Genomic DNA, 21,789 nt, shown 5'->3' with positions numbered 1-21,789 from the left:
AGCATGCCATTGCTTTCGGCTTAGGGGCTTCCCTTTGGGTCGAAGTGGTCAAGTTGTGCCAATAGATCGAGCAGGGTATCAAACGCACCATCGCCCAGAGTATCTCGCATTGCCTGAGCGATATGTCCGGCCTGTTTCTCGTTGCTCGCGATCATGCTGCGCCCTTCAGAGGTAAGCGTGACGACCTGTTTGCGCTTGTCTGACGGGTCCTGGACCCGCGTGATGAACCCTCGTTCAGTCAGCGTGCGTAAAATGCGCGTCAGGCTGGGTTGCAGCAGGGCTGCGCGTTCGGCCAGCGCCGTTGCGTCGAGATCAGCGTGTTCGGACAGAACCCGCAGCACACGCCATTGCTGTTCGGTGATGCCGGTCTCTGACAACATGTCACGGATCGGGGCCATCACCCGCTCCCGCGCGCGGATCAGCGCAATGGGCAGGGAGCGTTCGGTAGGGGGGAGGGGACGCATGGACATAGGCCTGTTATGAAGTAAATTACTTCACATGTGAACAAAATTCTTGACTCGGGGTTCGGGCATTGTAGGGTGGAATTGATTAACATGGTAATTAAATTATGCCTCATCTTATCTTGGACTACTCTGCAAATCTTGAAGAAGTGATTGACATGTCAGCGCTTTGCGAGGCTTTGCGCAAATCCATGACCCAAATGCCGGTCTTTCCGGCGGCGGGCGTGCGCGTCCGCGCCATTCCAGCCCTGCATTACAGTATCGCTGACGGAAATCCGGCGCATGGCTATATCGATATTTCTCTGCGCCTCAGGGCGGGCCGTGCGCAATCCGACAAAGAGGCCGCGACCGAGGCGCTCTTTGCTGTGGCCCGCGACTTCATCGCGCCGGTGATGGCGAAACAGCCCATCGCCCTGTCCTTCGAGACACGCGACATAGACCCCGCACTTTCGCCCATCACCGGCACAATCCGCGACCATCTGAAGGACATGACATGAGCAAGCTGCAAGAAAACATCACCAAACTGGACGGTCTTCTGGCGCGGTTTCGCGAGGGCGGCATCCTGAACCGGGTGGCAGGGCAGGACGTTGCGGGCAGCGGCGGCTTCTTCGCAAATACTTCACCGGTTGATAAAAGCATGATCTGCGATGTGGCCCATGGCACCGCCGCCGATATCGACGCCGCCGCCAAGGCGGCCAAGGCAGCCTTTGCAGACTGGCGTGATATGCCCGCGCTGGAGCGCAAAAAGATACTGATACGCATCGCCGAAGGGATTGAGGCCCGTGCCGAAGAGATCGCCCTGTGCGAATGTTGGGATACAGGTCAGGCTTGGCGCTTTATGTCCAAAGCCGCCTTGCGTGGCGCGGAAAACTTCCGCTATTTCGCCGATCAGGTCACCGCCGCCCGCGACGGCAAGCACCTGCAATCGCCCACGTTGATGAACATCACGACCCGTACGCCGATTGGCCCCATCGGCGTGATCACCCCGTGGAATACGCCCTTTATGCTGTCCACATGGAAGATCGCGCCCGCGCTGGCAGCGGGCTGCACGGTGGTGCACAAACCTGCCGAAGCATCGCCGCTCAGCGCGCGTCTTCTGGTGGAAATCGCCGAAGAAGCCGGCCTGCCGCCCGGTGTGCTGAACACCGTCAACGGTTTCGGCGAAGATGCGGGCAAGGCGCTGACAGAACACAAGGATATCAAAGCCATCGCCTTTGTCGGCGAAAGCCGCACCGGCAGTATGATCACGAAGCAGGGGGCCGATACGCTCAAGCGGGTACATCTGGAACTGGGTGGCAAGAACCCCGTGATCGTCTTTGATGATGCTGATCTGGAGCGTGCCTTGGATGCGGTCATCTTTATGATCTATTCGATCAACGGCGAGCGCTGTACCTCGTCGTCGCGCTTGTTGGTGCAGGAGACCATCCGCGAGGAATTCGAAGCCAAGCTGGTCGCGCGGGTCAACAACATCAAGGTAGGGCACCCGCTGGACCCCGACACAGAGATTGGCCCGCTGATATCGGAAGAACACTTTACAAAGGTCACCTCGTATTTCGACATCGCTAAAGAGGACGGCGCAACCATAGCGGCGGGCGGAGAGACCGTCGGCGATGCGGGCTATTTCGTACGGCCTACGCTGTTTACGGATGCCAACAACCAGATGCGGATTGCACGAGAGGAAATCTTTGGTCCCGTCCTGACCTCCATCCCCTTTGGCACCGAAGAAGAGGCGTTGGAGATCGCCAATGACACGGATTATGGCCTGACCGGTTATGTCTGGACCAATGATCTAACCCGCGCGCTGCGCTTTACCGACAAGCTTGAGGCGGGCATGATCTGGGTCAATTCCGAGAACGTACGTCACCTGCCCACGCCCTTTGGCGGGGTCAAGGCCAGCGGCATTGGTCGCGACGGCGGGGACTGGAGTTTCGAATTCTACATGGAGCAAAAGCACGTCGGCTTTGCCACCGGACAGCACAAAATTTCCCGCCTCGGCGTCTGAGCACAGGAGAGCATCATGCCCGTACCCGCCCCGAACCTTTACCCGGACTTCAATGTCATCCGGTTGAGCCACACCTGTCTGAATGTGGCCGACCTTGCTGCATCCAAGGCGTTTTATACAACCATACTTGGCCTTCAGGTTACTGATGAGGACGACAATCGCGTCTACTTGCGTGCCATGGAAGAACGCGGGCATCATTGTGTGATCCTGCAAAAGTCAGACCAGCCGGGCACCGTCGAAGTGATGGGCTTCAAGACCTATGACGAGGATGATCTGGACCGCGCGGAGGTGTTTTTCAAAGCCAAGGGCCAGCCCACCGAATGGGTCGAGCGCCCCTATCAGGGCCGTACCTTGCTGACCCGTGACAACGTCGGCATTCCGCTGGAATTCTATCACAAGATGGACCGGCTGCCGGCGATCCATCAGCAATACGCGCTTTATCGCGGGGTCAAACCGCTGCGGATTGATCACTTCAACTGCTTTACGCCCGATGTGGACGCCAGCGTGGGGTTCTACACCGACATGGGTTTCCGTGTGACGGAATACACCGAAGACAACGAGAGCAAAAAGCTCTGGGCGGCGTGGATGCACCGTAAGGGCGGCGTGCATGATATGGCGTTTACCAATGGCACCGGCCCGCGCATGCACCATGTGGCGTTCTGGGTGCCGACACCGCTGAACATCATTGATCTGCTCGATCTGATGGCGACCACCGGCTATGTCGGCAACATCGAACGTGGCCCCGGTCGGCACGGCATTTCCAACGCGTTCTTCCTTTACATCCTCGACCCCGATGGCCACCGGATCGAGATCTACTGTTCCGATTACCAAACCGTCGATCCTGATCACGAACCGATCCACTGGGATCTCAAAGACCCGCAGCGTCAGACGCTTTGGGGCGCACCGGCACCGAAAAGCTGGTTTGAACATGGCACCGAGTTTGTCGGAGCCGACACACAAGAGGCGGTGCTGAAAGCTGCGCCGATCGTGGCACCATGAAGTTCGCAAGCTACAGTGTCGCGGGCCAGCCGCACTACGGCGCTGTGACCGATGACGGCATGATTGACCTGTCCGCAGATTTCCCCGATTGGCCCAGCCTGCACGCGGCGACTATCAGTGGCGGGCTCAACAAGTTGAGCGAAGCCGCACAGGGCCGCGAGGCGACACATCGTGATTTTACCTATGATATGGTGCTGCCGGACACCCGGCGCATCTTATGTGTTGGCGTCAACTTTCCCGACCGTAATGCGGAGTACAAAGATGGCACCGCGCAGCCCGAACACATGTCCCTGTTTCCGCGCTTTGCCAGCGGGTTCACCGGGCATAACCACCCGTTGATCCGGCCGCCTGAAAGCCCGCAACTGGACTACGAAGGCGAGGTGGCGATTGTCATCGGCAAGGCAGGGCGGCGCATCGCGCAAGAGGATGCCTATGATCACATCGTAGCTCTGACCATCTGCAATGAAGGCACCATACGTGACTGGGTACGGCATGCGAAATTCAACGTCACGCAGGGCAAGAACTGGGACCGCTCGGGTGCGATGGGCCCGTGGATCGTGCCCTTTACGGACGCGGCACAACTGGACGACGCCCAGATCATCACACGTGTAAATGGTGATGAACGCCAGAACGATACGCTCAGCCGCATGATGTTTCCCATCCGCGAACAGATCGCCTATATCTCGACCTTCATGACGTTGCAGCCCGGTGACATCATCGTCACCGGCACGCCTACCGGTGCTGGCGCACGGTTTGACCCGCCTCGGTTTCTGACACCCGGCGATGTAGTCGAGGTTGAGGTGAATACCATCGGTACGCTGCGCAACACCGTGGAGGACGAGGCATGACGCCCGCAGAACATCAAGCCGCCGCCGCCGACCTGTTAGGGGCCGAGGAAAGCGGCAGCCAGATTGGTCTACTGTCGGTCCGCTACCCCGATATCAGCATGGACGATGCCTATGCGATCCAGTCAGCGCTGTATCAAGCCAAGCTGGCGGCGGGCCGGGGGGTGATCGGCTGGAAAATCGGGCTGACGTCCAAAGCGATGCAGCAAGCGCTGGGCATCGACATTCCCGACAGCGGCATCCTGTTTGACGACATGCTTTTCGAGAATGGCGCATTGGTACCAAAGGGTCGGTTCATCCAGCCCCGGATCGAGGCAGAGATTGCCTTTGTTATGAAGGCCCCGCTGGGCGGCACGGAAGTGACCCGCGAGGATGTGATTAATGCAACCGATTATGTCGCACCGTCGATCGAGATACTGGACACCCGTATCCTACGGGCCGATCCTGACACAGGCCAGCCGCGCAAGGTGTTCGACACGATCAGCGACAATGCGGCAAACGCAGGTATTGTGCTGGGCAAGGAACGCTATGCGCTGGAAGATATCGATCTGCGCTGGACCGGCGCGATGGTGTTTCGCGACGGTGAGGTTGAGGAGACAGGGCTTGGTGCAGGCGTGCTGAATGATCCTGTCAAAAGCGTGGTCTGGCTTGCGCGCCGCATGGGGCAATATGGTCAGCGGATCGAGGCCGGGCAGGTCATCCTGTCGGGCAGCTTTATCCGTCCGGTCGAATGCCCGCCGGGGTCCAAGATCATTGCCGATTTCGGGAGTTTCGGCAGCGCCGCCGTAGATTTCTCCTGACCCATCGTCTTGCTGCGCGACTGCCCTATGTTTGGGCCAGGCAATCCGGAGCGAGGTACAGATGCGAGGCGAAAGTATGGCCGCCGTTTTCTTGGCAATCCTGCCTCTATCGGTATGTGCAGCTGATCTGTCGCTGGTGCAAACCAAGGCGATGCAGTCTGCTGACGTGGTGCTGCTGGGCGAATTGCACGACAATCCCCTGCATCATCTTGGCCAGGCCGATCTGTTGCGGCAGGTAGCCCCCAAAGCAGTGGTGTTCGAGATGCTGACGCCGGAAATGGCGGCTACCGTGAATGCCTACGCGGGCGATCTGGCTGAGTTAGGCGCGATAATCGGTTGGGAAGCCGCCGGCTGGCCCGACTTCGCGATCTACCAGCCCATCTTCGAGGCTTTGGGTGATGCCCCCGCCGTCGGTGCCGCTGCCCCGCGTGAAACGGTGCGCGCGGCGTTTGCCGAGGGGGCGGCGGCTGTCTTTGGCCCGCAGGCAGAGCGTTTTGGTTTGTCCGATCCTTTGCCCGAAGATCAGTTGCAAACCCGCGTGACCGCGCAATTCGAGGCCCATTGTCAGGCAATGCCACTGGAGATGATGGGCGGCATGGTTGAAGCCCAACGTCTGCGCGATGCGCAATTTGCCAAAGTCACACTTAATGCATTGGCGGAATACGGTGCGTCTGTGGTGGTGATCACCGGCAACGGACACGCGCGGCGCGACTGGGGTGTGCCTTTTGCGATTGCGCAGGCGGATCCGGCGGTATCAACCTATAGCGTTGGTTTTATCGAAGCGCCGGTGTCGGCCCCCGATGCCCGCTTCGATGCGACAATCGTGACTGCACCGGCACAACGCAGCGACCCTTGTGCTGCTTTCAACAACTAAACGAGGATGCCAGATGTATATTGCCATGAACCGTTTTTTGGTGAAGCCCGAAAACGCCCAAGCCTTCGAGGCGCTTTGGCTGAACCGCGACAGCCATCTTAAAGAGATGGAAGGCTTTGTGGAATTTCACATGCTGCGCGGCCCCGAGGTGGACGGTTTCGTGCTTTTTGCTTCTCATACGGTATGGGCGTCGGAAGAAGCCTTTCGCGGTTGGACCCGCAGCGACGCCTTTCGGTCCTCGCACAAAAGCGCTGGGACCACGGGTAAGTTGCACGAAGGGACACCGGTCTTTGAAGGGTTCACCACGATACAGCATATCGCCTGAGGGCTTTGCAACTCACGGCACCAGCACTTAAGCAAGGGGCAGACCAGTCTGCCACGGAGAGCGCCCATGCCCAAAACCCTTCTAATCACCCGCCCTCTGCCTGACCGCGTGATTGCGGCGGCACGCGATGCTTTTGATGTGACAGTACGTTCCAGCAACACGCCGCTTAGCACAGACGAAATGGTGCATGCGCTAAGCGATTATGACGCGGTGCTGCCAACTTTGGGCGATGCCTTTTCCGCAGAGGTTTTTCCGGACACCCCGCGCTGCAAGATCCTTGCGAACTTCGGTGTGGGGTTCAATCACATCGATGCCAAGGCCGCCCGTGCCGCTGGCGTTGAAGTCACCAACACGCCCGGTGCCGTGACCGATGCCACCGCTGACGTCGCCATGACGCTGATGTTGATGACTTGTCGCCGCGCGGGTGAAGGCGAACGGATGGTACGGGCGGGCGAATGGCAAGGCTGGCACCCGACGCAGCTGCTTGGCCTGCATGTATCGGGTAAGACGCTGGGCGTGATCGGCATGGGCCGTATCGGCAAGGCGATTGCCAAACGCGCACAGGCGGGGTTCGGGATGAAAGTGGTGTTCCACAACCGGTCGAAAGTGGCCGAGCCGGGCGTGGAGGCGACCCAGCTGGAGAGTGTCACAGAGGTGATGCGAGCCGCCGACGTGGTCGTGCTGGCCGTGCCTGCCAGCCCCCAGACGCACCATCTGATTGACGCAGAGGCGCTGAGCGCGCTTGGGCCGCAGGGGTATCTAATCAACATTGCACGCGGCGATGTGGTGGACGAAGCAGCCTTGATCGACGCGCTTGAAAACAGCAAGATCGCGGGTGCCGGGCTGGATGTCTATGAATTTGAACCCAAGGTACCCGCCGCACTGGTCGCACTCGATAATGTAACATTGCTGCCGCACTTGGGCACTTCCGCGCAGGAGGTCCGCGAAGAGATGGGAATGATGGCCGTGGCCAACCTGATTGCTTTCGCGAATGGAGAGCCCGTGCCGAACCCGGTCTGATGGGGGTTTCATCCGCTGATTTCGTGGCGCAAGGTAAGTGCAAAAGATCGGATGAGTCCCTTGCAACAAAAATCAATCAGACTGGGCGTGGATATTGGCGGCACCTTCACGGATGTGGTGTTGGAAACCGGCGCAGACGTTTTCTCGACCAAGGTGCTGACCACCTATGCCGCGCCTGAAGATGCCATCATCGACGGGCTACATCAGGTCTGCACCAAGGCGGACATTGCACCGTCCGACATCGGTCAGATCATTCATGGCACCACGTTGGCCACCAACGCGCTGATTGAACGGCGCGGGGCAAAGACGGCATTGATCACCACTGAAGGCTTTCGCGACGTGATCGAAATGCGCACGGAATCGCGGTTCGAGCAATATGACCTGAACCTCGTGCTGCCCGAACCACTGCTGCCGCGCCAGATGCGTTATGTCGTGCCGGGGCGGATGGATGCGGGCGGTGCGGAACTGGTGCCGCTGACGCGCGATCAGATCGAACCGGTGGTCGATGCGATTGCCAAGGCCGGATACCAAAGCGTCGCGGTGGGTCTGATCCACAGCTACCTGAACGACGCACACGAACGGCTTGTGCGCGATGTGCTGGCGGAGCGCCTGCCGGATGTAATGGTGTCTCTATCATCCGAAGTTTCGCCCCAGATGCGGGAATACGAGCGGTTCAATACCACCGTTGCCAACTCCTATATCAAGCCCCTTATGAAAAGCTATCTGGACCGCTTGCGCGGGCGATTGGCGGGTGAAGGGGTGGGCTGCCCGGTCTTTCTGATGCACTCCGGCGGCGGGATCATATCTATCGAAAGCGCAGCGGAATTTCCCGTGCGGCTGGTTGAATCCGGCCCCGCAGGGGGCGCGGTCTTTGCCGCGCATATCGCCGCGCGCTACGGTTTGGATAAGGTGCTGAGCTTCGACATGGGTGGCACTACGGCCAAGATTTGTTTGATTCAGAACCAGACGCCCAAAACCAGCCGAGTGTTTGAAGTGGCACGGACCTACCGTTTCAAGAAGGGTTCGGGCATGCCCATTTCAATCCCGGTGATCGACATGGTCGAGATTGGCGCTGGCGGTGGATCGCTGGGCCATGTGGACGCAATGCGCCAGATCCGCGTCGGGCCGGAAAGTGCCGGATCAGAGCCGGGACCGGCCTGTTACGCCCGTGGCGGCACGCGCCCTGCGGTGACAGATGCCGATCTGGTATTGGGCAAGCTCGATCCGGATTTCTTTGCCGGTGGTTCGATTGCATTGGATGCAAGCGCGTCAGGCACGGCTCTCGTGGAGCACATCGGACAGACCCTCGAGATGGACGCGCCGACGGCTGCTTTCGGACTGGCCGAAGTGGTGGATGAAAACATGGCTAATGCGGCTCGGGTGCACGCAGTCGAGAATGGCGAAGACCTCAGCGGCTATACGATGATCGCCTTTGGCGGTGCCGCCCCGCTGCATGCCGCGCGTTTGTGTGAAAAGCTGGGTATCGACCGCTGTCTTGTGCCACCCGGCGCGGGTGTGGGCTCTGCCATCGGTTTCCTGCGGGCACCCTTCAGTTTTGAAGCGACACGCTCGGCCTATATGACCCTTGCATCCTTTGACGCCGGACGGGTCGTAACCTTGCTGACCGAGTTACAGGCAGAGGCCGAAGGCTTTGTGCGCAGTTGTGCCGGCGATGCGACGGTCCTGTCTGAATACAAGGTCTATATGCGCTACAAGGGGCAGGGCTGGGAAATCCCGATCAGCCTGACGCAGCCGCAGGCTAAGGCGCCTGATGCTGCCACGCTCGAGACAATTTTTGCCGAAGATTACACAAAGCTGTTTGGCCGCCCGGTGGTGGGGCTGGATATCGAGATGACCGTCTGGTCGGTCAATGCCACAACTCCGCCGCAGGACGTTGCCTCCGTCGATCAGACCGCCAAGCCACCGGAAGCACAGACGGTTAAAACGCGTGAAGTGTTTGATGCCCGGTTGCAGAGTTTTGTCACTGCCGGGGTCTTTGCCCGCGATCAGATCGCAGCCCATGCGGTCAGCGGTCCGGCAGTGATCGAAGAGCCGGAAACAACGGTGATCCTCCCCTCTAGCCGAAATCTGGTGGTGCAACCAGATGGTTGTCTGGACATTCACATCAAGCCCGAAGGGAGCGCCGCATGACGCAGGACATCTCGAATGTCGCCTATCAGGTGATGTGGAACCGTCTGATTTCCGTGGTAGAGGAACAGGCCCAAGCGCTGGTGCGCACTGCGTTCTCGACATCGGTCCGCGAGGCGGGTGACCTATCGGCGGGGGTGTACGACACCGAAGGGCGGATGTTGGCGCAGGCAGTGACCGGCACACCGGGGCATGTGAACGCGATGGCCGATGCGGTCGCGTATTTCATCCGCCGCATCGGGCGCGAGAATATATTCGAGGGTGACGTCTATATCACCAATGACCCCTGGGAAGGCACCGGCCATTTGCATGACATCACCATGGTCACGCCCTCTTTCTACGGCGGTGCTTTGGTCGGGTTCTTTGCCTGTACGGCCCATGTGGTCGACATCGGCGGACGTGGGTTTGGTGCAGACGCGGCGAGTGTGTATGAAGAGGGGCTGTATCTGCCGATCATGAAGTTCGCGGAGCGCGGCGTGGTGGACAAGACGCTGATGCAAATTGTGCGCGGCAACGTGCGCGAACCGGATCAGCTTGTCGGTGATATCTATGCATTGGCCACTTGCAACGAGATCGGCCACCGTCGGCTGACCGAAATGCTGCAGGAATTCGGGCTGGACGACCTCACTGGCGTTGCGAGCTTCATCTTGGATAACTCCCGTCGCGCCACGCTGGAGCGGATCGCATCGCTGCCGCAGGCGGAAGCCACAGGCGAAATGACGGTCGACGGGTTCTCGGCACCGATTACCCTGCGCGTGAAGCTGACCATCGAAAAAGACCGCATCCTGTCGGACTTTACAGGTACCTCAGGCGTGGACAAGAAAGGCATCAACTGTCCACTTGTCTACGCCAAAGCATATGCCTGCTACGCGCTGAAATGTGCGATCGCACCGGAAATCCCCAACAATGCAGCCTCCCTTGCACCCTTCGAGATCTTCGCGCCGGAAGGCACCATCGTCAATGCGGTGCATCCTGCCCCTGTCGCGTTGCGCCACATCGTAGGGCATTTCGTGCCCGACACCGTGTACAACGCTTTGGACAAGATCCTGCCCGACACCGTGCCAGCCGAGGGGGCCGGGTGTCTGTGCAATTTCCAGCTGTCGCTACGGCCTCGTACGGATATGGCAGCACCCGAAGGTGCCGTGCGGGCCGAGGTGCTGACTTTCAATTCAGGCGGTTCCGGCGCGCGCCCCGGCTTTGACGGGTTGAACGCCACGGCTTTTCCTTCGGGAGTAATGACCATGCCGGTCGAGGCGACGGAACACGCAGGCCCCGTGATCATCTGGCGCAAGGAGTTGCGCCCCGGATCGGGGGGTGCGGGCAAGCAACGCGGCGGCTTGGGCCAGCATATGGAAGTGGGCGCGCGCGAGGGCCATGAGTTTGACTTTCAGGCCATGTTCGACCGCGTGCGCCACCCCGCCCAGGGCCGCCGTGGCGGCGGAGCAGGGGCGGCAACCACCATCGCGCAGGATGACGGCCCCGCCATGCAGGGCAAGGGCAAACAATTCGTGCCGCCGGGGCGACGCGTTGTCATGGCCTTTCCTGGGGGCGGTGGATATGGCGATGCTAAGGCACGTGATCCAAGTGCCATACGCCGCGATCTGCTGCGTGGGTATATCACTGCCGAGGATGCAGTGGAGATTTATGGGTTGAGCCCGCAGGATATCGCGGCGGTGCAAGACGCGATCACCAAGGGAGAGGATTTCTGATGCAGATGCCGCGCAACCCTTTCACCCACGCGCTGGCTGCGCAGCAAAAGCAGCTGGGCCTGTGGATCAGCCTGTCCAGCCCGTTTGTTGCCGAGGTGACAGCGCATGCTGGGTTTGACTGGGCGCTCATCGACATGGAACACGCGCCGAACGAATATTTCAGCGTGCTGGGGCAGCTGCAGGCCTTTGCTGCCTCGGGCACGACCGCGATTGTGCGGCCCGAATGGAACGACCCGGTGATGGTCAAACGTCTGCTGGATCTGGGCGCGCCCGGTTTGTTGTTCCCTATGATCCAGTCGGTCGAAGAAGCCGAGCAGGCGGTCGCTGCGACGCGTTATCCTCCGCGTGGCATACGCGGGGTATCGGGGGCGATGCGCGGCAACAAGTTTGGCCGGATGACAGATTATGTGGCCCGGGTAGAGCAGGAAACCACCGTGATTCTGCAGCTTGAAACGCAGGCCGCGATTGAACAGGCCGATGCGATTGCGGCAGTGGATGGCGTCTCGGGCGTGTTTTTCGGACCGGCCGACATCGCCGCTGATATGGGCAAAGTGGGGCAGGCAATGGATGCCGAAGTCTGGGAACTGATCCGCGCCACGGTCAAGCGGTTGAGCGACAAGGGCGTGGCCACAGGTACGCTGGTGCTCGACCCGGATTTTGCGGCAGAGCTTTTGAATGACGGCTTCACCTTCGTTGCCTGCGGCACTGATGCGTCCCTGCTGGCCAAGGCCACGGACAGCTTGCTGGCGACAGTAAAAGGCAAATTGACATGAAAGTTGGAAGGACACAGCGATGAAGAAACTGGTTTTGACAGGGGCCGCCGGGCGGCTGGGATCGTATCTGCGCGAACCATTGTCCAAGATGTGCGAGACGCTGGTGTCGACCGACCTGGCCGATGACATTGGCACGCTCTATCCTGGCGAGACCTATGTCAAAGGCGATCTGGCCAGCCTTGATGATATGATGCAGGTGCTTGAAGGGGCCGAGATGGTTGTCCATTTCGGGGCCATCGCTGACGAGGCTCCCTTTGAGGAGTTGCTGGGGCCAAACTTTGTGGGAGCCTATAATATCTGGGAGGCGGCGTATCGGCACAAGTTGCGCCGCGTCGTCTATGCCAGCTCGATCCACGCGGTGGGCATGCACGCCAAGAACGATTTCATTGGTACCGATGCGCCGCACCGGCCCGATACGTTTTACGGGCTAGCCAAGTGTTTTGCCGAAGATTTGGGCAGCATGTATTGGGACAAACGCGGGTTGGAGAGTGTTCACATGCGCATCCTTTCGTGTGCCCAGGTCAACAACGCGCGTGCACTGGGATCGTGGCTGTCCTACGATGATCTGATCCAGCTGGTAAAACGGTCGATTGAGACGCCGGTCACCGGCTTTTCGGTGGTCTACGGCGTGTCAAACAACGACCGCGTGCCGGTGGACAATGCGCGCGCCAGCTTTCTGGGCTACCGCCCTCAGGATAATGCGGAGCAGTTTGCCGAGAAAGTTCTGGCCGACGAACCACAGATGGACCCGCAAGACCCCGGCCATATGTGCCACGGCGGGCCTTTCGCCTCGGTCGAGTTGGGCAACAGCGGGGTCGCGTCGATGAACATTGTGGACGATAAAAAGACGACCTGAGCTTAGTTGATCTGGCAGGCCGTCAGGCGTTCCGGTCTGCCAGATGCATCATAGAGCGGAAATAATCGCTGGGGTCGCCGAAGATCTCTCCGAACACAGACAGGGGAGTGGGCCATGGGGTAGATAGCGTGCCCTCCACTTCGCCGGTATCGAACTTCAGGACTGCCGCGTGTTTGCGGGCGAGGGTCTGCATCGGTTTGTTCTCACGCAGGCACAACATCTGGATCGACCTGATGTGCCTGTTCCGGGCAGCGGAGATAATGCGGTTAAACATTGCGTCCCCGATGCCGGCGTGCTGCCAGTCCGGCTCAACCAACAGCGCCAGTTCTGCGGAGCGTGGCCAGCTGTCGTGCAATCCTCGCAATTCCGCAACGCCGCGCAACTCACCATCCGGAAATGCGCCAAAGACGATAGAGTCTGATGACAGCAGCTCGCTGGCATATTTTGCGAGATAGGTATCAGTGACCTGCGCCAGAAACCTGAGCCGCCGTGTGGGACGATCCAGCCGCTGAAAATGCGCCATGACTTCTGATTGGTCTGCGGGCCGAAGGCGGCGGATATTGTGCTGGATAAGTTTTGACGCAGTAAGCATCGGTTCGGACCTTCTGTAATGTCAGCTATGCCGACAGCGATTTGCCCTCCCGTTCTTACAAGTAATGCCGCAATGCAGCATGTCTAGTGGTCTATTGTGTTTCCGCCACGTCTTAGCGCCATCTGCAAATAAAAAAGGCCACGCTTCGACGCGCGGCCTTTCTTTGTATCACAAATACGCTGGCGTTACTTCCAGCTAACCTCGTTAAAGATCTTCTGTGCTTCCGGCAGGTTCTTGGCGACTTCGGAAAGGTTGACGTCGTCGGCCTTGAATTCACCCAGCTTGGCCACGCTTTCGCTAAGCTCAACGCCCGGTACAACGGGGAATTCGTCGTTACCGGCCGAGAAATAGACCTGTGCCTGCTCCGAGGTGAGGTATTCCAGAAAGGCGATGGCGTTGTCGCGGTTGGGTGCATTTGCTGCCACACCGCCACCTGAGAGGTTCATGTGCGCACCCTCGGCGTCTGCTGCGGGGAACACCCATTCGATCTGTTCGATATCCGCACTCAACCCGCTGACATCGGTGCGCAAGGCACGCGCGAAGTAATAGCTGTTGGCAATGGAGATATCGCACTGGCCGGAAATCAGACCGCGCAGCTGGTCCGTATCGCCGCCTTCGGGGTCGCGGGCAAAGTTGTCGACCACGCCAGCAGCCCAATCACGCGCCGCTTCGACGCCGTGGTTTTCAATGACAGAGGCAAGCAACGTCTGGCTGTAGACGTTGGAGGAGGAGCGGTGACAGACCATGCCTTTGTATTGTGGGTCAGCAAGCGAAAGGTAATCCATCGGCGGGTTCTCGACCCGGTCTTTAGCGTAAAAGATGATCCGCGCACGCTGCGAAAAGCCGAACCAATGGTTGTCGCTGTCTTGCAGATTTGCCGGCACACGTTCTTCCAGTGTTGCACTGTCGATGGCTTGCAGAACGCCCGCTTCCTTTGCCCGCTGCAGACGCGAGGTGTCTACAGTCAGCAGCACATCGGCAGGCGAATTCGCACCTTCGGCCTGCATCCGCGCAATCAACTCGTCCGCATTGCCTTCAATCCGGTTGATGGTGATTCCGGTGGCTTCGGTGAAATCGGAATAAAGCCGCTCGTCCGTGTCATAGTGGCGCGAGGAATAAAGGTTCAAATCTTGCGCTTGGGCGGCAAATGCCCCGGACAGGGCCGTTGTAGCGGCAAGAAGGGCAAGGGAAATATGTCGACGCATAAGGTGTCTCCTGATGGCTGAGTAGTTGACTTAAATACTCAAGTATCAGGATTCTAGCGAAAGGCAACATGACTTATTAAAACAGTCGGAAATATGCTGGTGCAGCCTGGCTGCGCTATTCTAGCGGCGGCGCCCCCCCGGCTGCGGTGACTTTTTCATATAGATAGCTAGACGATCGGTGACGGATGCGCAGGTTTTAGGTGGCGTGAAGTCGCGCAGAAGCTGCTGCCTGACGGCTATCACACCCTGTACAGAGCAAGTGGGAACGGACGACACCGACAAAAAGGTTTTCGACACGGGTCAGAATGCGACGAGACGTTCAGGCTTGTCTCCCTGCCGCCGAATTGAAAGGATGCGCGTCAGATATTGGGAGGACACCAGATGAAACTGACAAAGATATTAAGCGCCACAGCCGTGGCGCTGGCGCTGATCGCACCGGCCGCTTGGGCCGAAACGCGGATCACCTACAAATCGGCCAAGACAGCATCGTCCTATTACCAGATGGGCGTGCAGATTGCCGAGGCCATGAAGACAGGTACCAATGGCGACGTGATCGTGACGGTCGAGGAAAGCCAGGGTTCGGTACAGAATGTTATGGAAGTGCGCGCACGCGGCGGGGACTACGTTTTCACCACGCCTCCCGCTTTGGTCGGGTTGGCCCAAGGTGGCAAGGCAATGTTCGAAGGTAAGGGTGATCCTGCTTTTGCCGAGATCCGCGCGCTCTTTCCGATTCCGTCCCTGACCATGCACTTTGTGATGTCCGAGGCTTCAGGCGTCACAGATTTCGCCGGCATGGAGGGCAAGACGATACTGCTGGGCAGTGGCTCCTTTGGTGCGCGTGAAGGGGAGAAATATCTCGGTCTGTTCGGTCTTGAAGGCAAGGTGACCATTGCCGACAGCGAACTGTCGAACGCAGTATCGGCGTTGAAGAACGGTCAGATTGACGGCTTTGTCACCGCCGGGTCCTATCCGGCACCCAATGTGATCGAAGCGGCGGCATCCACGCCGGTGAACGTGATTTCGCTGAGCGAAGATCAGGTCGCCGCATCCAAGCGCACGCGCCTTGTCATCCCGGCAGGCACTTACGCAGGCCAAGACAATGAAATCGTCACAACATCATTGCCGGTTGCAGCCTTTACCACGACCAAGATGGATGACGACACGGCGTATCTGCTGACCAAAACCTATTGGGAGCGTCAGGGGCTGCTCAAGGGTTCAGCCGCATGGTGGGGCGGTGTCAACTTGCAGATGCTCTTTAACATCAACTCCAAGATCCATCCCGGCGCACTGAAGTACTACGAGGAAATCGGCGCGCGCTTGAGCGACGACCATACGTGATCGCGCTTTGCTCCGGCGGTGGATGCTGCCGGAGCAATCTGTTTTGTGAAAGCCCCCCGACATGAGTGAATTCTCCCGCCCCGTTCTATGGGTCGCGCTTGGCGTGTTGACCTGCGTCTTTCACCTCGGGCTGATCTTTTACGGGCTGGTGCCCAATCTGGTCAGTCGCCCACTGCACATGGCCTTGCTGCTGCCTTGGGTCTTCCTGTTTCCAGTGCAGGGGCGGCTGGCATTGGCCAGCGGCGCAGTAATCACCCTGATCGGGCTGGCCTGTTGTTTCTGGATCGCCTGGAGCCACCAGATGCTGCGCAACCAGTATGGCTTTCTAGAGGGGCGTGCGCAGATCTGGATCGCAGTGGCCCTTCTGCTGATCGCAATCGAAGGCGCACGCCGGATGATCGGCTGGCCTTTGCCGCTCGTCGCCATCACGGCGCTGGCTTACGGCTTGCTGGGTCAATACCTGCCCGGCGAATTCGGCCATTCCGGCACGCCGCTGCCCAGCTTTCTCGGCACGCTGACAATCGCCGAAGGGGGGCTTTGGGGAAGCCTGACGGGCGTTTCCGTGAGCGTGGTCGCGATATTCGTGATTTTCGGTGCCGTTTTGAACGCGGGCGAAGCGGGGCAGGGGTTCATGAATGTGGCCTCTGCGGCGGCGGGGCGTTTGAAAGGCGGAGCGGCCAAGGTCTCGGTGTTGTCGTCTGCGCTTTTCGGGTCCATCTCCGGTTCGGCCTCTGCCAACGTTGCCTCCACTGGCGCGATTACCCTGCCTGCGATGACCAAGCTGGGCTACCCCAAGCGCTTGGCCGCCGCGGTTGAAGCCGTGGCTTCGTCAGGCGGGCAGATCATGCCGCCGCTGATGGGGGCAGGTGCCTTTGTCATGGTCGAACTCACAGGCGTCCCCTACACCCAGATCATGGTCGCGGCGATCCTGCCTGCGGTCCTGTATTTCTTTGCAGTGTGGATGGGTATCAACGCCTATGCAGGGCGCTATGATCTGCGCGGTGTGCCCGAAGACGAACGCCCTGGCGCACGAGACGTCCTCATCACCTCCGCGTTTTTTCTGGTCCCTTTCACCGTCTTGTTGAGTGCAATGTTCGCACTGGGTTACACACCGCAATACGCCGCTTGTCTGGCGGTTCTGGTCGGTGTGCTGGCGCTTGCATTTGACGGCAAGCAAGGACTGAACCTGCGGCAATGGCCGAGCAGGCTGGCCGATGCTGCGATAAGCGCGGGCAAGCAGGTCGCCATGATCGGCTCTATCATCATCTGCGCGTCCATCATTATTGGCGTGCTGGGGATCACCGGGTTGGGGGTGAAGCTGACAAGTGTGATTCTATCCGGCTCGGGCGGGATGCTTTGGCCTGCGCTCCTGCTGACGGCACTCGCCTGTTTACTCTTGGGGATGGAGGTTCCGACAACCGCCGCCTATGTGATCTGCGTTTCCGTGGTCGGCCCTGCGTTGATCGAACTGGGGTTGGCCCCCCTGCAGGCGCATCTTTTCGTCTTCTGGTTCGCCCTGTTGTCGACCATAACGCCGCCCGTTTGCGGCGCAGTCTTTATCGCCGCGGGCATGATTGGCGAGAACTGGCTGCGCGTGGCGCTGACGGCTATGGCGTTGGGTGTGGGCCTGTACCTGATCCCGCTGGGCATGATCGCCAATGATCAACTGATCCGCCTGGGCGAAGCACCACTGCCCGCGCTTTGGGCTGCTCTGCGCATGGCCTTGGGCCTGTCGCTGATTTCCTATGGGCTGATCGGCAAAGGGGCGGCTATGCGTCGTTGTGCGCTGGTGGTCGCCGGCATGGGCGTCAATTTCGTCGCGATCTGGTTTTAGCGCTTTGAAGCGGCGCTCACTCTTTCCTTGAAATACGGCTTTGTTAGCGCTAACTATTCCCCAAACGAATAGGGGAGCCCTCATCATGACCACAAAAATCGCAATCAATGGATTTGGACGGATTGGCCGCTGTACCCTGCGGGCTGTTTTCGAAAGCGGGCGCACGGATGTTGAGGTGGTCGCGGTTAATGATCTGGCCAAGCCGGAGCATCTGGCGCATCTGTTCAAATACGACAGCGTTCACGGGGTGTTCGCCCATGATGTCAGCGTCGAAGGTGACATGCTGGTGGTTGCGGGCCACAAGATCAGACTGACGGCCATTCCTGACCCCGCAGACCTGCCATGGTCCGACGTGGATATTGCGCTGGAATGTACCGGCCGCTTTAACAGCAACGACAAAGCGAAAGCTCACCTTGAGAACGGATCAAAGCGCGTGCTCTGCTCGGCACCTGCTTCTGGCGCGGACCGCACGGTTGTCTACGGGGTAAACCACACCGAGTTGACCGCGTCGGATGTGATTGTGTCAAACGCCTCGTGCACGACCAATTGCCTGGCCCCGGTGGCCAAGGTTCTGGATGATACCTTCGGCATTCAAACCGGTTACATGACCACCATCCACGCCTATACCGGCGACCAGCCGACCCATGACCGCGACCACAGCGATCTATATCGCGCGCGTGCTGCTGCACTGTCGATGGTGCCCACCTCCACCGGTGCGGCCAAGGCGATCTCGCTTGTGCTGCCGCATCTGGAAGGACGCCTTGAAGGGTCAGCCATCCGCGTGCCGACCGCCAACGTATCAATGGTGGATCTGACAATCATGCCCGAGCGCGCCGCCACGGTGAAAACAGTGAACGCCGCAATGCAAGAGGCCGCTATAGGCGCCATGAAAGGCGTGCTGGGTTACGAGCCTGCACCGCTGGTTTCAAGTGACTTCAACCACAACCCCCTGTCCTCGGTCTTTGCCCCCGCACAGACCAGCGTGACGGGCGCGGGCATGGTGCGTGTGGTCAGCTGGTATGACAACGAATGGGGCTTCTCGAACCGGATGCTGGATACCGCCGCACATATGGCGACACTTTAAAGTCCGGGCAGCCAGAGCGCGATTTGCGGGAAAGCCACCAACAGCGCCACCACCAGCAATGAACACCCGATGAAGGGAAAGGCGGAGAGATAGATCTCGCGCATGGTCGTGCCGCGTGGCGCGACCCCCTTCATCACGAATAATAGCAATCCAAAGGGCGGCGTGGTAAAGCTGATTTCAAGCGCAAGCAGCATGATCAGCCCGAACCAGATCGGATCAAACCCCAGCGTTTGCGCGAGCGGGAAGAAGATCGGCACGGTCAGCAACATGATGGAGATCTGCTCCATGAACATGCCCAGCAGCAGCAGAACCCCGAACATCACCAACAGCATCACGAGCGGCGCCAGATCAAAAGACGTGGCCCAGTTGACCAACCCGCGCGACGCGCCAGAGAAGGCCAGAAGCTGGCTGAACGTGGCCGAGCCAAAGACGATGAGGTAGGCCATCAAAGTCACGCGCAGCGCGCCAACCACTGATTTTTTCATCGTTTCCCATGTGAGGCAGCGAAACACTGCCGCAAGGATCAGCACGCCGAAGGCCCCAAAGGCCGCCGCCTCTGACGGGGTGACGATGCCGTTGATCATCAGCACGATGATCACCACCATGACGCCCACCATCGGCACCACTTCGGTCATCAGTAGCGTCAGCTTGGTGACGATGCTCATCGGTTCGACGTCATAGGCAGGGGCCGCATCCGGGTCGATCTTGGTCTGAAGCCAGATCGTCCCGATATAGAATGCGGCGAGGATCAGACCGGGGATCACCCCGGCAATCAGCAAGGCGGCCACGTCAATCTGCGCCAGCGTGGCCAGCAGCACGGCAAGGGCCGAGGGCGGGATGATGATCGCAAGACCACCGGTGCCAAGGATTGGCCCGATGCTCATATGCGTTTTATACCCCCGCGCCTTCATCTCGGGCACCATGAGCGAGCCGAGCAGGGCCGTAGACCCCATCGAAGATCCTGACAGTGTTGAAAACGCCGTACCGCCCAGCACAGTGACATAGCTCAATCGGCCGGGCAGGCGGCCCAAGAGCTTGTCGATGGCAGTAAACATCCGGCCCCCAAGGCCGGTGTGAAAGAAAATCTCGCCCATCAGCAAAAACAGCGGGATCGGCACCAGTGCATAGGTGGTCAGTGACCCCAAACCGTTGTTCAGCAGTTGCCCGATGCCGCGCTCGCCCCCCATGAATATCCACGCGCCAAAGATGTTGGCTGCGAGGAATGCCAGCGCCACAGGCATGCCGAGGGCCATGAGGAACATGATAGCCCCCAGAAGAAGGCCAAGTGCTTCATACCATTCCATTATTCGTGAATCCCTGCTTCGCCTGAATGCATCAGGTCGCGGCCAAACAAAAAGCGGGAAAATTCGATCGCCATGATGCCAAAGCTGAGCGGGAAGGCGATGGTCAGTAGCCAGCGGGGATAGTAATAGGCCCGCGTGTCAAAATCCCCGCGTTCGATATTGGTCAGAAACAGGTCAGCCCCTTTCCACGCGAGGATCACACAGACCAGCACGCAGGCCGCCGCTACAACCCGGCTGACGATGCGGCGCAACACTTCAGGAAGGGCGGCTGTGACCAGTTCGATGTGCACATGCCCTTTTTCGCGGACCAGCCACGGGGCACCCAGCATCGTCATGTAAAGAATGCCGTATTCTGCGGAGGTGAAGAGCCAGGCCGCCGGTTGCAGCCCCAGATTTCGCATCGTGACCGAGGCAATGACCGATACCATCAGCCAGACCAAAGTGGCCCCCGACACAATCGCCATCGCATAAAGAAGTGCCGTGTAGGTTCTGCTGATCGCTGTCATGCTGCCTGCCTTTTATAGATAAAGGGCCCGCCGGTTTGGCAGGCCCCCCAGTGTCGTTATTCGATCAATCGAGCTTGTAGAACAGCTCAACCAGACGGTCATAGTTGTCAGTGCCGCCAGGCTGTTCGGCCATGACTTCCTTCATCCGCTCCCATGTCTTTTCACGGGCCGCAGCCAGATAGTTGGCGCCTGCTTCGCCTTCCAGCGTCACAACCTTCATTCCCGCTTCTTCAAGGGCTGCAAAATCTTCGTCCCGCTTGGTGCGCAAGGCTTCGACGCTGTCTTTCTCGTGCTGGATCGCCACGTCCTGCAGGATCTGCTTGGACTCGTCCGACAGGCTCTCCCACTTTTCGTTGTTCACGATGACGCCAAGGTCGGTGGAGAAGAAACACGGTTCGATCCGGTAGTTGAGGAACTCGTTCCACTTAAGATCGATCAAACCGATCTGGGTCCAGCCTGTCGCGTCCACCACGCCACGTTGAAGCGCGGAGTATACTTCGCCTGTTGGCAGATCGATGACCTGTGCGCCGAGGTAGTTGGTAAAGAACGCGTTATAGACGTTGTTGCCGCGCAGCTTCAGACCATCAACGTCGAGGTTGCCATCGGCATCGAACGTGGGCTCATCACGGGTCCATAGGTTGTAGCAGACACCGGAATCAAACCAACCGAGGTATTTCAGACCCATTTTCTCTTGATGGATTTCGTCGATCAGCGCGATGCCACCATTCTCGCGGGTCTCGATGGCGGTCAGGTTCGACGTCACCATCGCGTCTTTCTCGGGCAGCGCACCACCGTAGAATGAGCCGGGGGTATAGACCATGTCGACGATCCCGTCGCGCACCGCATCGGGCTGCTGGAACATGCCGATGGCCTCTGGCCCGCCGCGCACTTCGATCTGTACGACGCCTTTACCGGCCTCGTTCACCTTGTCCACAAAGGACAGAAAGCTCTGCGTATAGATCAGCGTTTCGGGAAAGGCGTGGACCGCCGTTACAGTGTCTTCGGCATAGGCGGCGCTGGCCACCAATGTCGATCCGGCGATAAAGCCGCCCAGAATATTCATTTTCATTTTTCTTCCTTCCTGTTGGTGCCGCTGTGCTGCGGCTTTTGGTGA

21 protein-coding genes are annotated in these 21,789 nt (G+C 59.2%); 15 read left to right on the top strand and 6 right to left on the bottom strand.

Annotation, left to right across the window (positions count from 1 at the left end):
• Positions 1-20 precede the first annotated feature (20 nt).
• On the bottom strand, positions 21-464 hold the full coding sequence (hpaR, locus tag Z945_RS0104725) for a homoprotocatechuate degradation operon regulator HpaR (protein WP_037970576.1): 444 nt from the start codon (positions 462-464) through the stop codon (positions 21-23).
• A 104-nt stretch (positions 465-568) separates the two neighbouring features.
• Between hpaR and Z945_RS0104720 the strand changes: the two genes are divergently transcribed.
• The 12 genes from Z945_RS0104720 (at position 569) to Z945_RS0104665 (ending at position 12,812) form a co-directional block, all read left to right on the top strand.
• Positions 569-958, top strand: coding sequence for a 5-carboxymethyl-2-hydroxymuconate Delta-isomerase (locus Z945_RS0104720; RefSeq protein WP_025050963.1), 390 nt, complete (start codon positions 569-571; stop codon positions 956-958).
• Positions 955-2,463, top strand: a complete 1,509-nt coding sequence (gene hpaE, locus Z945_RS0104715; RefSeq protein WP_025050962.1) for a 5-carboxymethyl-2-hydroxymuconate semialdehyde dehydrogenase — start codon at positions 955-957, stop codon at positions 2,461-2,463. The genes Z945_RS0104720 and hpaE overlap by 4 nt, the downstream gene beginning before the upstream one ends.
• Before the next feature lie 15 nt (positions 2,464-2,478).
• Entirely contained in the window at positions 2,479-3,462 is a 984-nt protein-coding gene (gene hpaD / locus Z945_RS0104710; protein ID WP_025050961.1) for a 3,4-dihydroxyphenylacetate 2,3-dioxygenase, read from the top strand.
• Positions 3,459-4,310 (top strand): fumarylacetoacetate hydrolase family protein, encoded by an 852-nt coding sequence (locus Z945_RS0104705; RefSeq protein ID WP_025050960.1) that lies wholly within the window; start codon positions 3,459-3,461, stop codon positions 4,308-4,310. The genes hpaD and Z945_RS0104705 overlap by 4 nt, the downstream gene beginning before the upstream one ends.
• Positions 4,307-5,107, top strand: a complete 801-nt coding sequence (hpaH, locus tag Z945_RS0104700; RefSeq protein ID WP_025050959.1) for a 2-oxo-hept-4-ene-1,7-dioate hydratase — start codon at positions 4,307-4,309, stop codon at positions 5,105-5,107. Before Z945_RS0104705 ends, hpaH begins: the two co-directional genes overlap by 4 nt.
• Positions 5,108-5,183: 76 nt before the next feature.
• Positions 5,184-5,981, top strand: a complete 798-nt coding sequence (locus Z945_RS0104695; RefSeq protein ID WP_081780947.1) for a ChaN family lipoprotein — start codon at positions 5,184-5,186, stop codon at positions 5,979-5,981.
• Positions 5,982-5,994: 13 nt separating this feature from the next.
• A complete protein-coding gene (hmuQ, locus tag Z945_RS0104690; protein ID WP_025050957.1) occupies positions 5,995-6,306 on the top strand; it encodes a heme-degrading protein HmuQ in 312 nt (103 codons plus the stop codon).
• Positions 6,307-6,372: 66 nt separating this feature from the next.
• On the top strand, positions 6,373-7,326 hold the full coding sequence (locus tag Z945_RS0104685) for a 2-hydroxyacid dehydrogenase (RefSeq protein WP_025050956.1): 954 nt from the start codon (positions 6,373-6,375) through the stop codon (positions 7,324-7,326).
• 60 nt (positions 7,327-7,386) lie between these two features.
• Positions 7,387-9,477, top strand: coding sequence for a hydantoinase/oxoprolinase family protein (locus Z945_RS0104680; RefSeq protein WP_025050955.1), 2,091 nt, complete (start codon positions 7,387-7,389; stop codon positions 9,475-9,477).
• Positions 9,474-11,183, top strand: a complete 1,710-nt coding sequence (locus Z945_RS0104675; RefSeq protein ID WP_025050954.1) for a hydantoinase B/oxoprolinase family protein — start codon at positions 9,474-9,476, stop codon at positions 11,181-11,183. Before Z945_RS0104680 ends, Z945_RS0104675 begins: the two co-directional genes overlap by 4 nt.
• Positions 11,183-11,956 carry an HpcH/HpaI aldolase family protein gene (locus tag Z945_RS0104670; protein WP_025050953.1) on the top strand — a complete coding sequence of 258 codons (774 nt, stop codon included), beginning with the start codon at positions 11,183-11,185 and terminating at the stop codon, positions 11,954-11,956. Before Z945_RS0104675 ends, Z945_RS0104670 begins: the two co-directional genes overlap by 1 nt.
• A 19-nt stretch (positions 11,957-11,975) precedes the next feature.
• On the top strand, positions 11,976-12,812 hold the full coding sequence (locus tag Z945_RS0104665) for an NAD-dependent epimerase/dehydratase family protein (protein ID WP_025050952.1): 837 nt from the start codon (positions 11,976-11,978) through the stop codon (positions 12,810-12,812).
• A gap of 22 nt (positions 12,813-12,834) precedes the next feature.
• On the opposite strand, the gene Z945_RS0104660 is transcribed toward Z945_RS0104665, so the two are convergent.
• A complete protein-coding gene (locus Z945_RS0104660; RefSeq protein WP_025050951.1) occupies positions 12,835-13,404 on the bottom strand; it encodes a GNAT family N-acetyltransferase in 570 nt (189 codons plus the stop codon).
• 185 nt (positions 13,405-13,589) lie between these two features.
• Complete coding sequence (locus Z945_RS0104655; RefSeq protein ID WP_025050950.1) at positions 13,590-14,609, bottom strand: Fe(3+) ABC transporter substrate-binding protein; 1,020 nt, start codon at positions 14,607-14,609, stop codon at positions 13,590-13,592.
• A 381-nt stretch (positions 14,610-14,990) separates the two neighbouring features.
• On the opposite strand from Z945_RS0104655, the gene Z945_RS0104650 reads away from it, so the two are divergent.
• The 3 genes from Z945_RS0104650 (at position 14,991) to gap (ending at position 18,865) form a co-directional block, all read left to right on the top strand.
• Positions 14,991-15,947: a TAXI family TRAP transporter solute-binding subunit gene (locus Z945_RS0104650; protein ID WP_025050949.1), complete on the top strand. Its 957-nt coding sequence runs from the start codon at positions 14,991-14,993 to the stop codon at positions 15,945-15,947.
• 61 nt (positions 15,948-16,008) lie between these two features.
• Positions 16,009-17,781 carry a TRAP transporter permease gene (locus Z945_RS0104645; protein WP_025050948.1) on the top strand — a complete coding sequence of 591 codons (1,773 nt, stop codon included), beginning with the start codon at positions 16,009-16,011 and terminating at the stop codon, positions 17,779-17,781.
• A gap of 85 nt (positions 17,782-17,866) precedes the next feature.
• Positions 17,867-18,865: a type I glyceraldehyde-3-phosphate dehydrogenase gene (gene gap, locus Z945_RS0104640; protein ID WP_025050947.1), complete on the top strand. Its 999-nt coding sequence runs from the start codon at positions 17,867-17,869 to the stop codon at positions 18,863-18,865.
• Here gap and Z945_RS0104635 read toward each other — a convergent pair.
• The 3 genes from Z945_RS0104635 to dctP form a co-directional block, all read right to left on the bottom strand.
• Positions 18,862-20,169 carry a TRAP transporter large permease gene (locus Z945_RS0104635; RefSeq protein ID WP_025050946.1) on the bottom strand — a complete coding sequence of 436 codons (1,308 nt, stop codon included), beginning with the start codon at positions 20,167-20,169 and terminating at the stop codon, positions 18,862-18,864. The two genes, gap and Z945_RS0104635, sit on opposite strands and share 4 nt — an antisense overlap.
• Entirely contained in the window at positions 20,169-20,675 is a 507-nt protein-coding gene (locus Z945_RS0104630; RefSeq protein ID WP_025050945.1) for a TRAP transporter small permease, read from the bottom strand. Before Z945_RS0104630 ends, Z945_RS0104635 begins: the two co-directional genes overlap by 1 nt.
• Before the next feature lie 64 nt (positions 20,676-20,739).
• Complete coding sequence (dctP, locus tag Z945_RS0104625; RefSeq protein ID WP_025050944.1) at positions 20,740-21,744, bottom strand: TRAP transporter substrate-binding protein DctP; 1,005 nt, start codon at positions 21,742-21,744, stop codon at positions 20,740-20,742.
• Positions 21,745-21,789 lie beyond the last annotated feature (45 nt).

Origin of the sequence: Sulfitobacter noctilucae, assembly GCF_000622365.1 — a bacterium.
GTDB classification, from domain to species: domain Bacteria; phylum Pseudomonadota; class Alphaproteobacteria; order Rhodobacterales; family Rhodobacteraceae; genus Sulfitobacter; species Sulfitobacter noctilucae.
The sequence above is the reverse complement of the archived record's forward strand: the minus strand, read 5'-3'. Positions and strand labels throughout refer to the sequence as shown.

Coding starts and splice junctions, on each gene's coding strand:
- Z945_RS0104645 (WP_025050948.1), top strand. CDS start 16,009: ATGAGTGAATTCTCCCGCCCCGTTCTATGGGTCGCGCTTGGCGTGTTG.
- Z945_RS0104650 (WP_025050949.1), top strand. CDS start 14,991: ATGAAACTGACAAAGATATTAAGCGCCACAGCCGTGGCGCTGGCGCTG.
- Z945_RS0104655 (WP_025050950.1), bottom strand. CDS start 14,609: ATGCGTCGACATATTTCCCTTGCCCTTCTTGCCGCTACAACGGCCCTG.
- hpaD (WP_025050961.1), top strand. CDS start 2,479: ATGCCCGTACCCGCCCCGAACCTTTACCCGGACTTCAATGTCATCCGG.
- Z945_RS0104705 (WP_025050960.1), top strand. CDS start 3,459: ATGAAGTTCGCAAGCTACAGTGTCGCGGGCCAGCCGCACTACGGCGCT.
- Z945_RS0104675 (WP_025050954.1), top strand. CDS start 9,474: ATGACGCAGGACATCTCGAATGTCGCCTATCAGGTGATGTGGAACCGT.
- Z945_RS0104685 (WP_025050956.1), top strand. CDS start 6,373: ATGCCCAAAACCCTTCTAATCACCCGCCCTCTGCCTGACCGCGTGATT.
- hpaE (WP_025050962.1), top strand. CDS start 955: ATGAGCAAGCTGCAAGAAAACATCACCAAACTGGACGGTCTTCTGGCG.
- Z945_RS0104665 (WP_025050952.1), top strand. CDS start 11,976: ATGAAGAAACTGGTTTTGACAGGGGCCGCCGGGCGGCTGGGATCGTAT.
- Z945_RS0104695 (WP_081780947.1), top strand. CDS start 5,184: ATGGCCGCCGTTTTCTTGGCAATCCTGCCTCTATCGGTATGTGCAGCT.
- hmuQ (WP_025050957.1), top strand. CDS start 5,995: ATGTATATTGCCATGAACCGTTTTTTGGTGAAGCCCGAAAACGCCCAA.
- hpaR (WP_037970576.1), bottom strand. CDS start 464: ATGCGTCCCCTCCCCCCTACCGAACGCTCCCTGCCCATTGCGCTGATC.
- Z945_RS0104635 (WP_025050946.1), bottom strand. CDS start 20,169: ATGGAATGGTATGAAGCACTTGGCCTTCTTCTGGGGGCTATCATGTTC.
- Z945_RS0104660 (WP_025050951.1), bottom strand. CDS start 13,404: ATGCTTACTGCGTCAAAACTTATCCAGCACAATATCCGCCGCCTTCGG.
- dctP (WP_025050944.1), bottom strand. CDS start 21,744: ATGAAAATGAATATTCTGGGCGGCTTTATCGCCGGATCGACATTGGTG.
- hpaH (WP_025050959.1), top strand. CDS start 4,307: ATGACGCCCGCAGAACATCAAGCCGCCGCCGCCGACCTGTTAGGGGCC.
- Z945_RS0104630 (WP_025050945.1), bottom strand. CDS start 20,675: ATGACAGCGATCAGCAGAACCTACACGGCACTTCTTTATGCGATGGCG.
- gap (WP_025050947.1), top strand. CDS start 17,867: ATGACCACAAAAATCGCAATCAATGGATTTGGACGGATTGGCCGCTGT.
- Z945_RS0104670 (WP_025050953.1), top strand. CDS start 11,183: ATGCAGATGCCGCGCAACCCTTTCACCCACGCGCTGGCTGCGCAGCAA.
- Z945_RS0104720 (WP_025050963.1), top strand. CDS start 569: ATGCCTCATCTTATCTTGGACTACTCTGCAAATCTTGAAGAAGTGATT.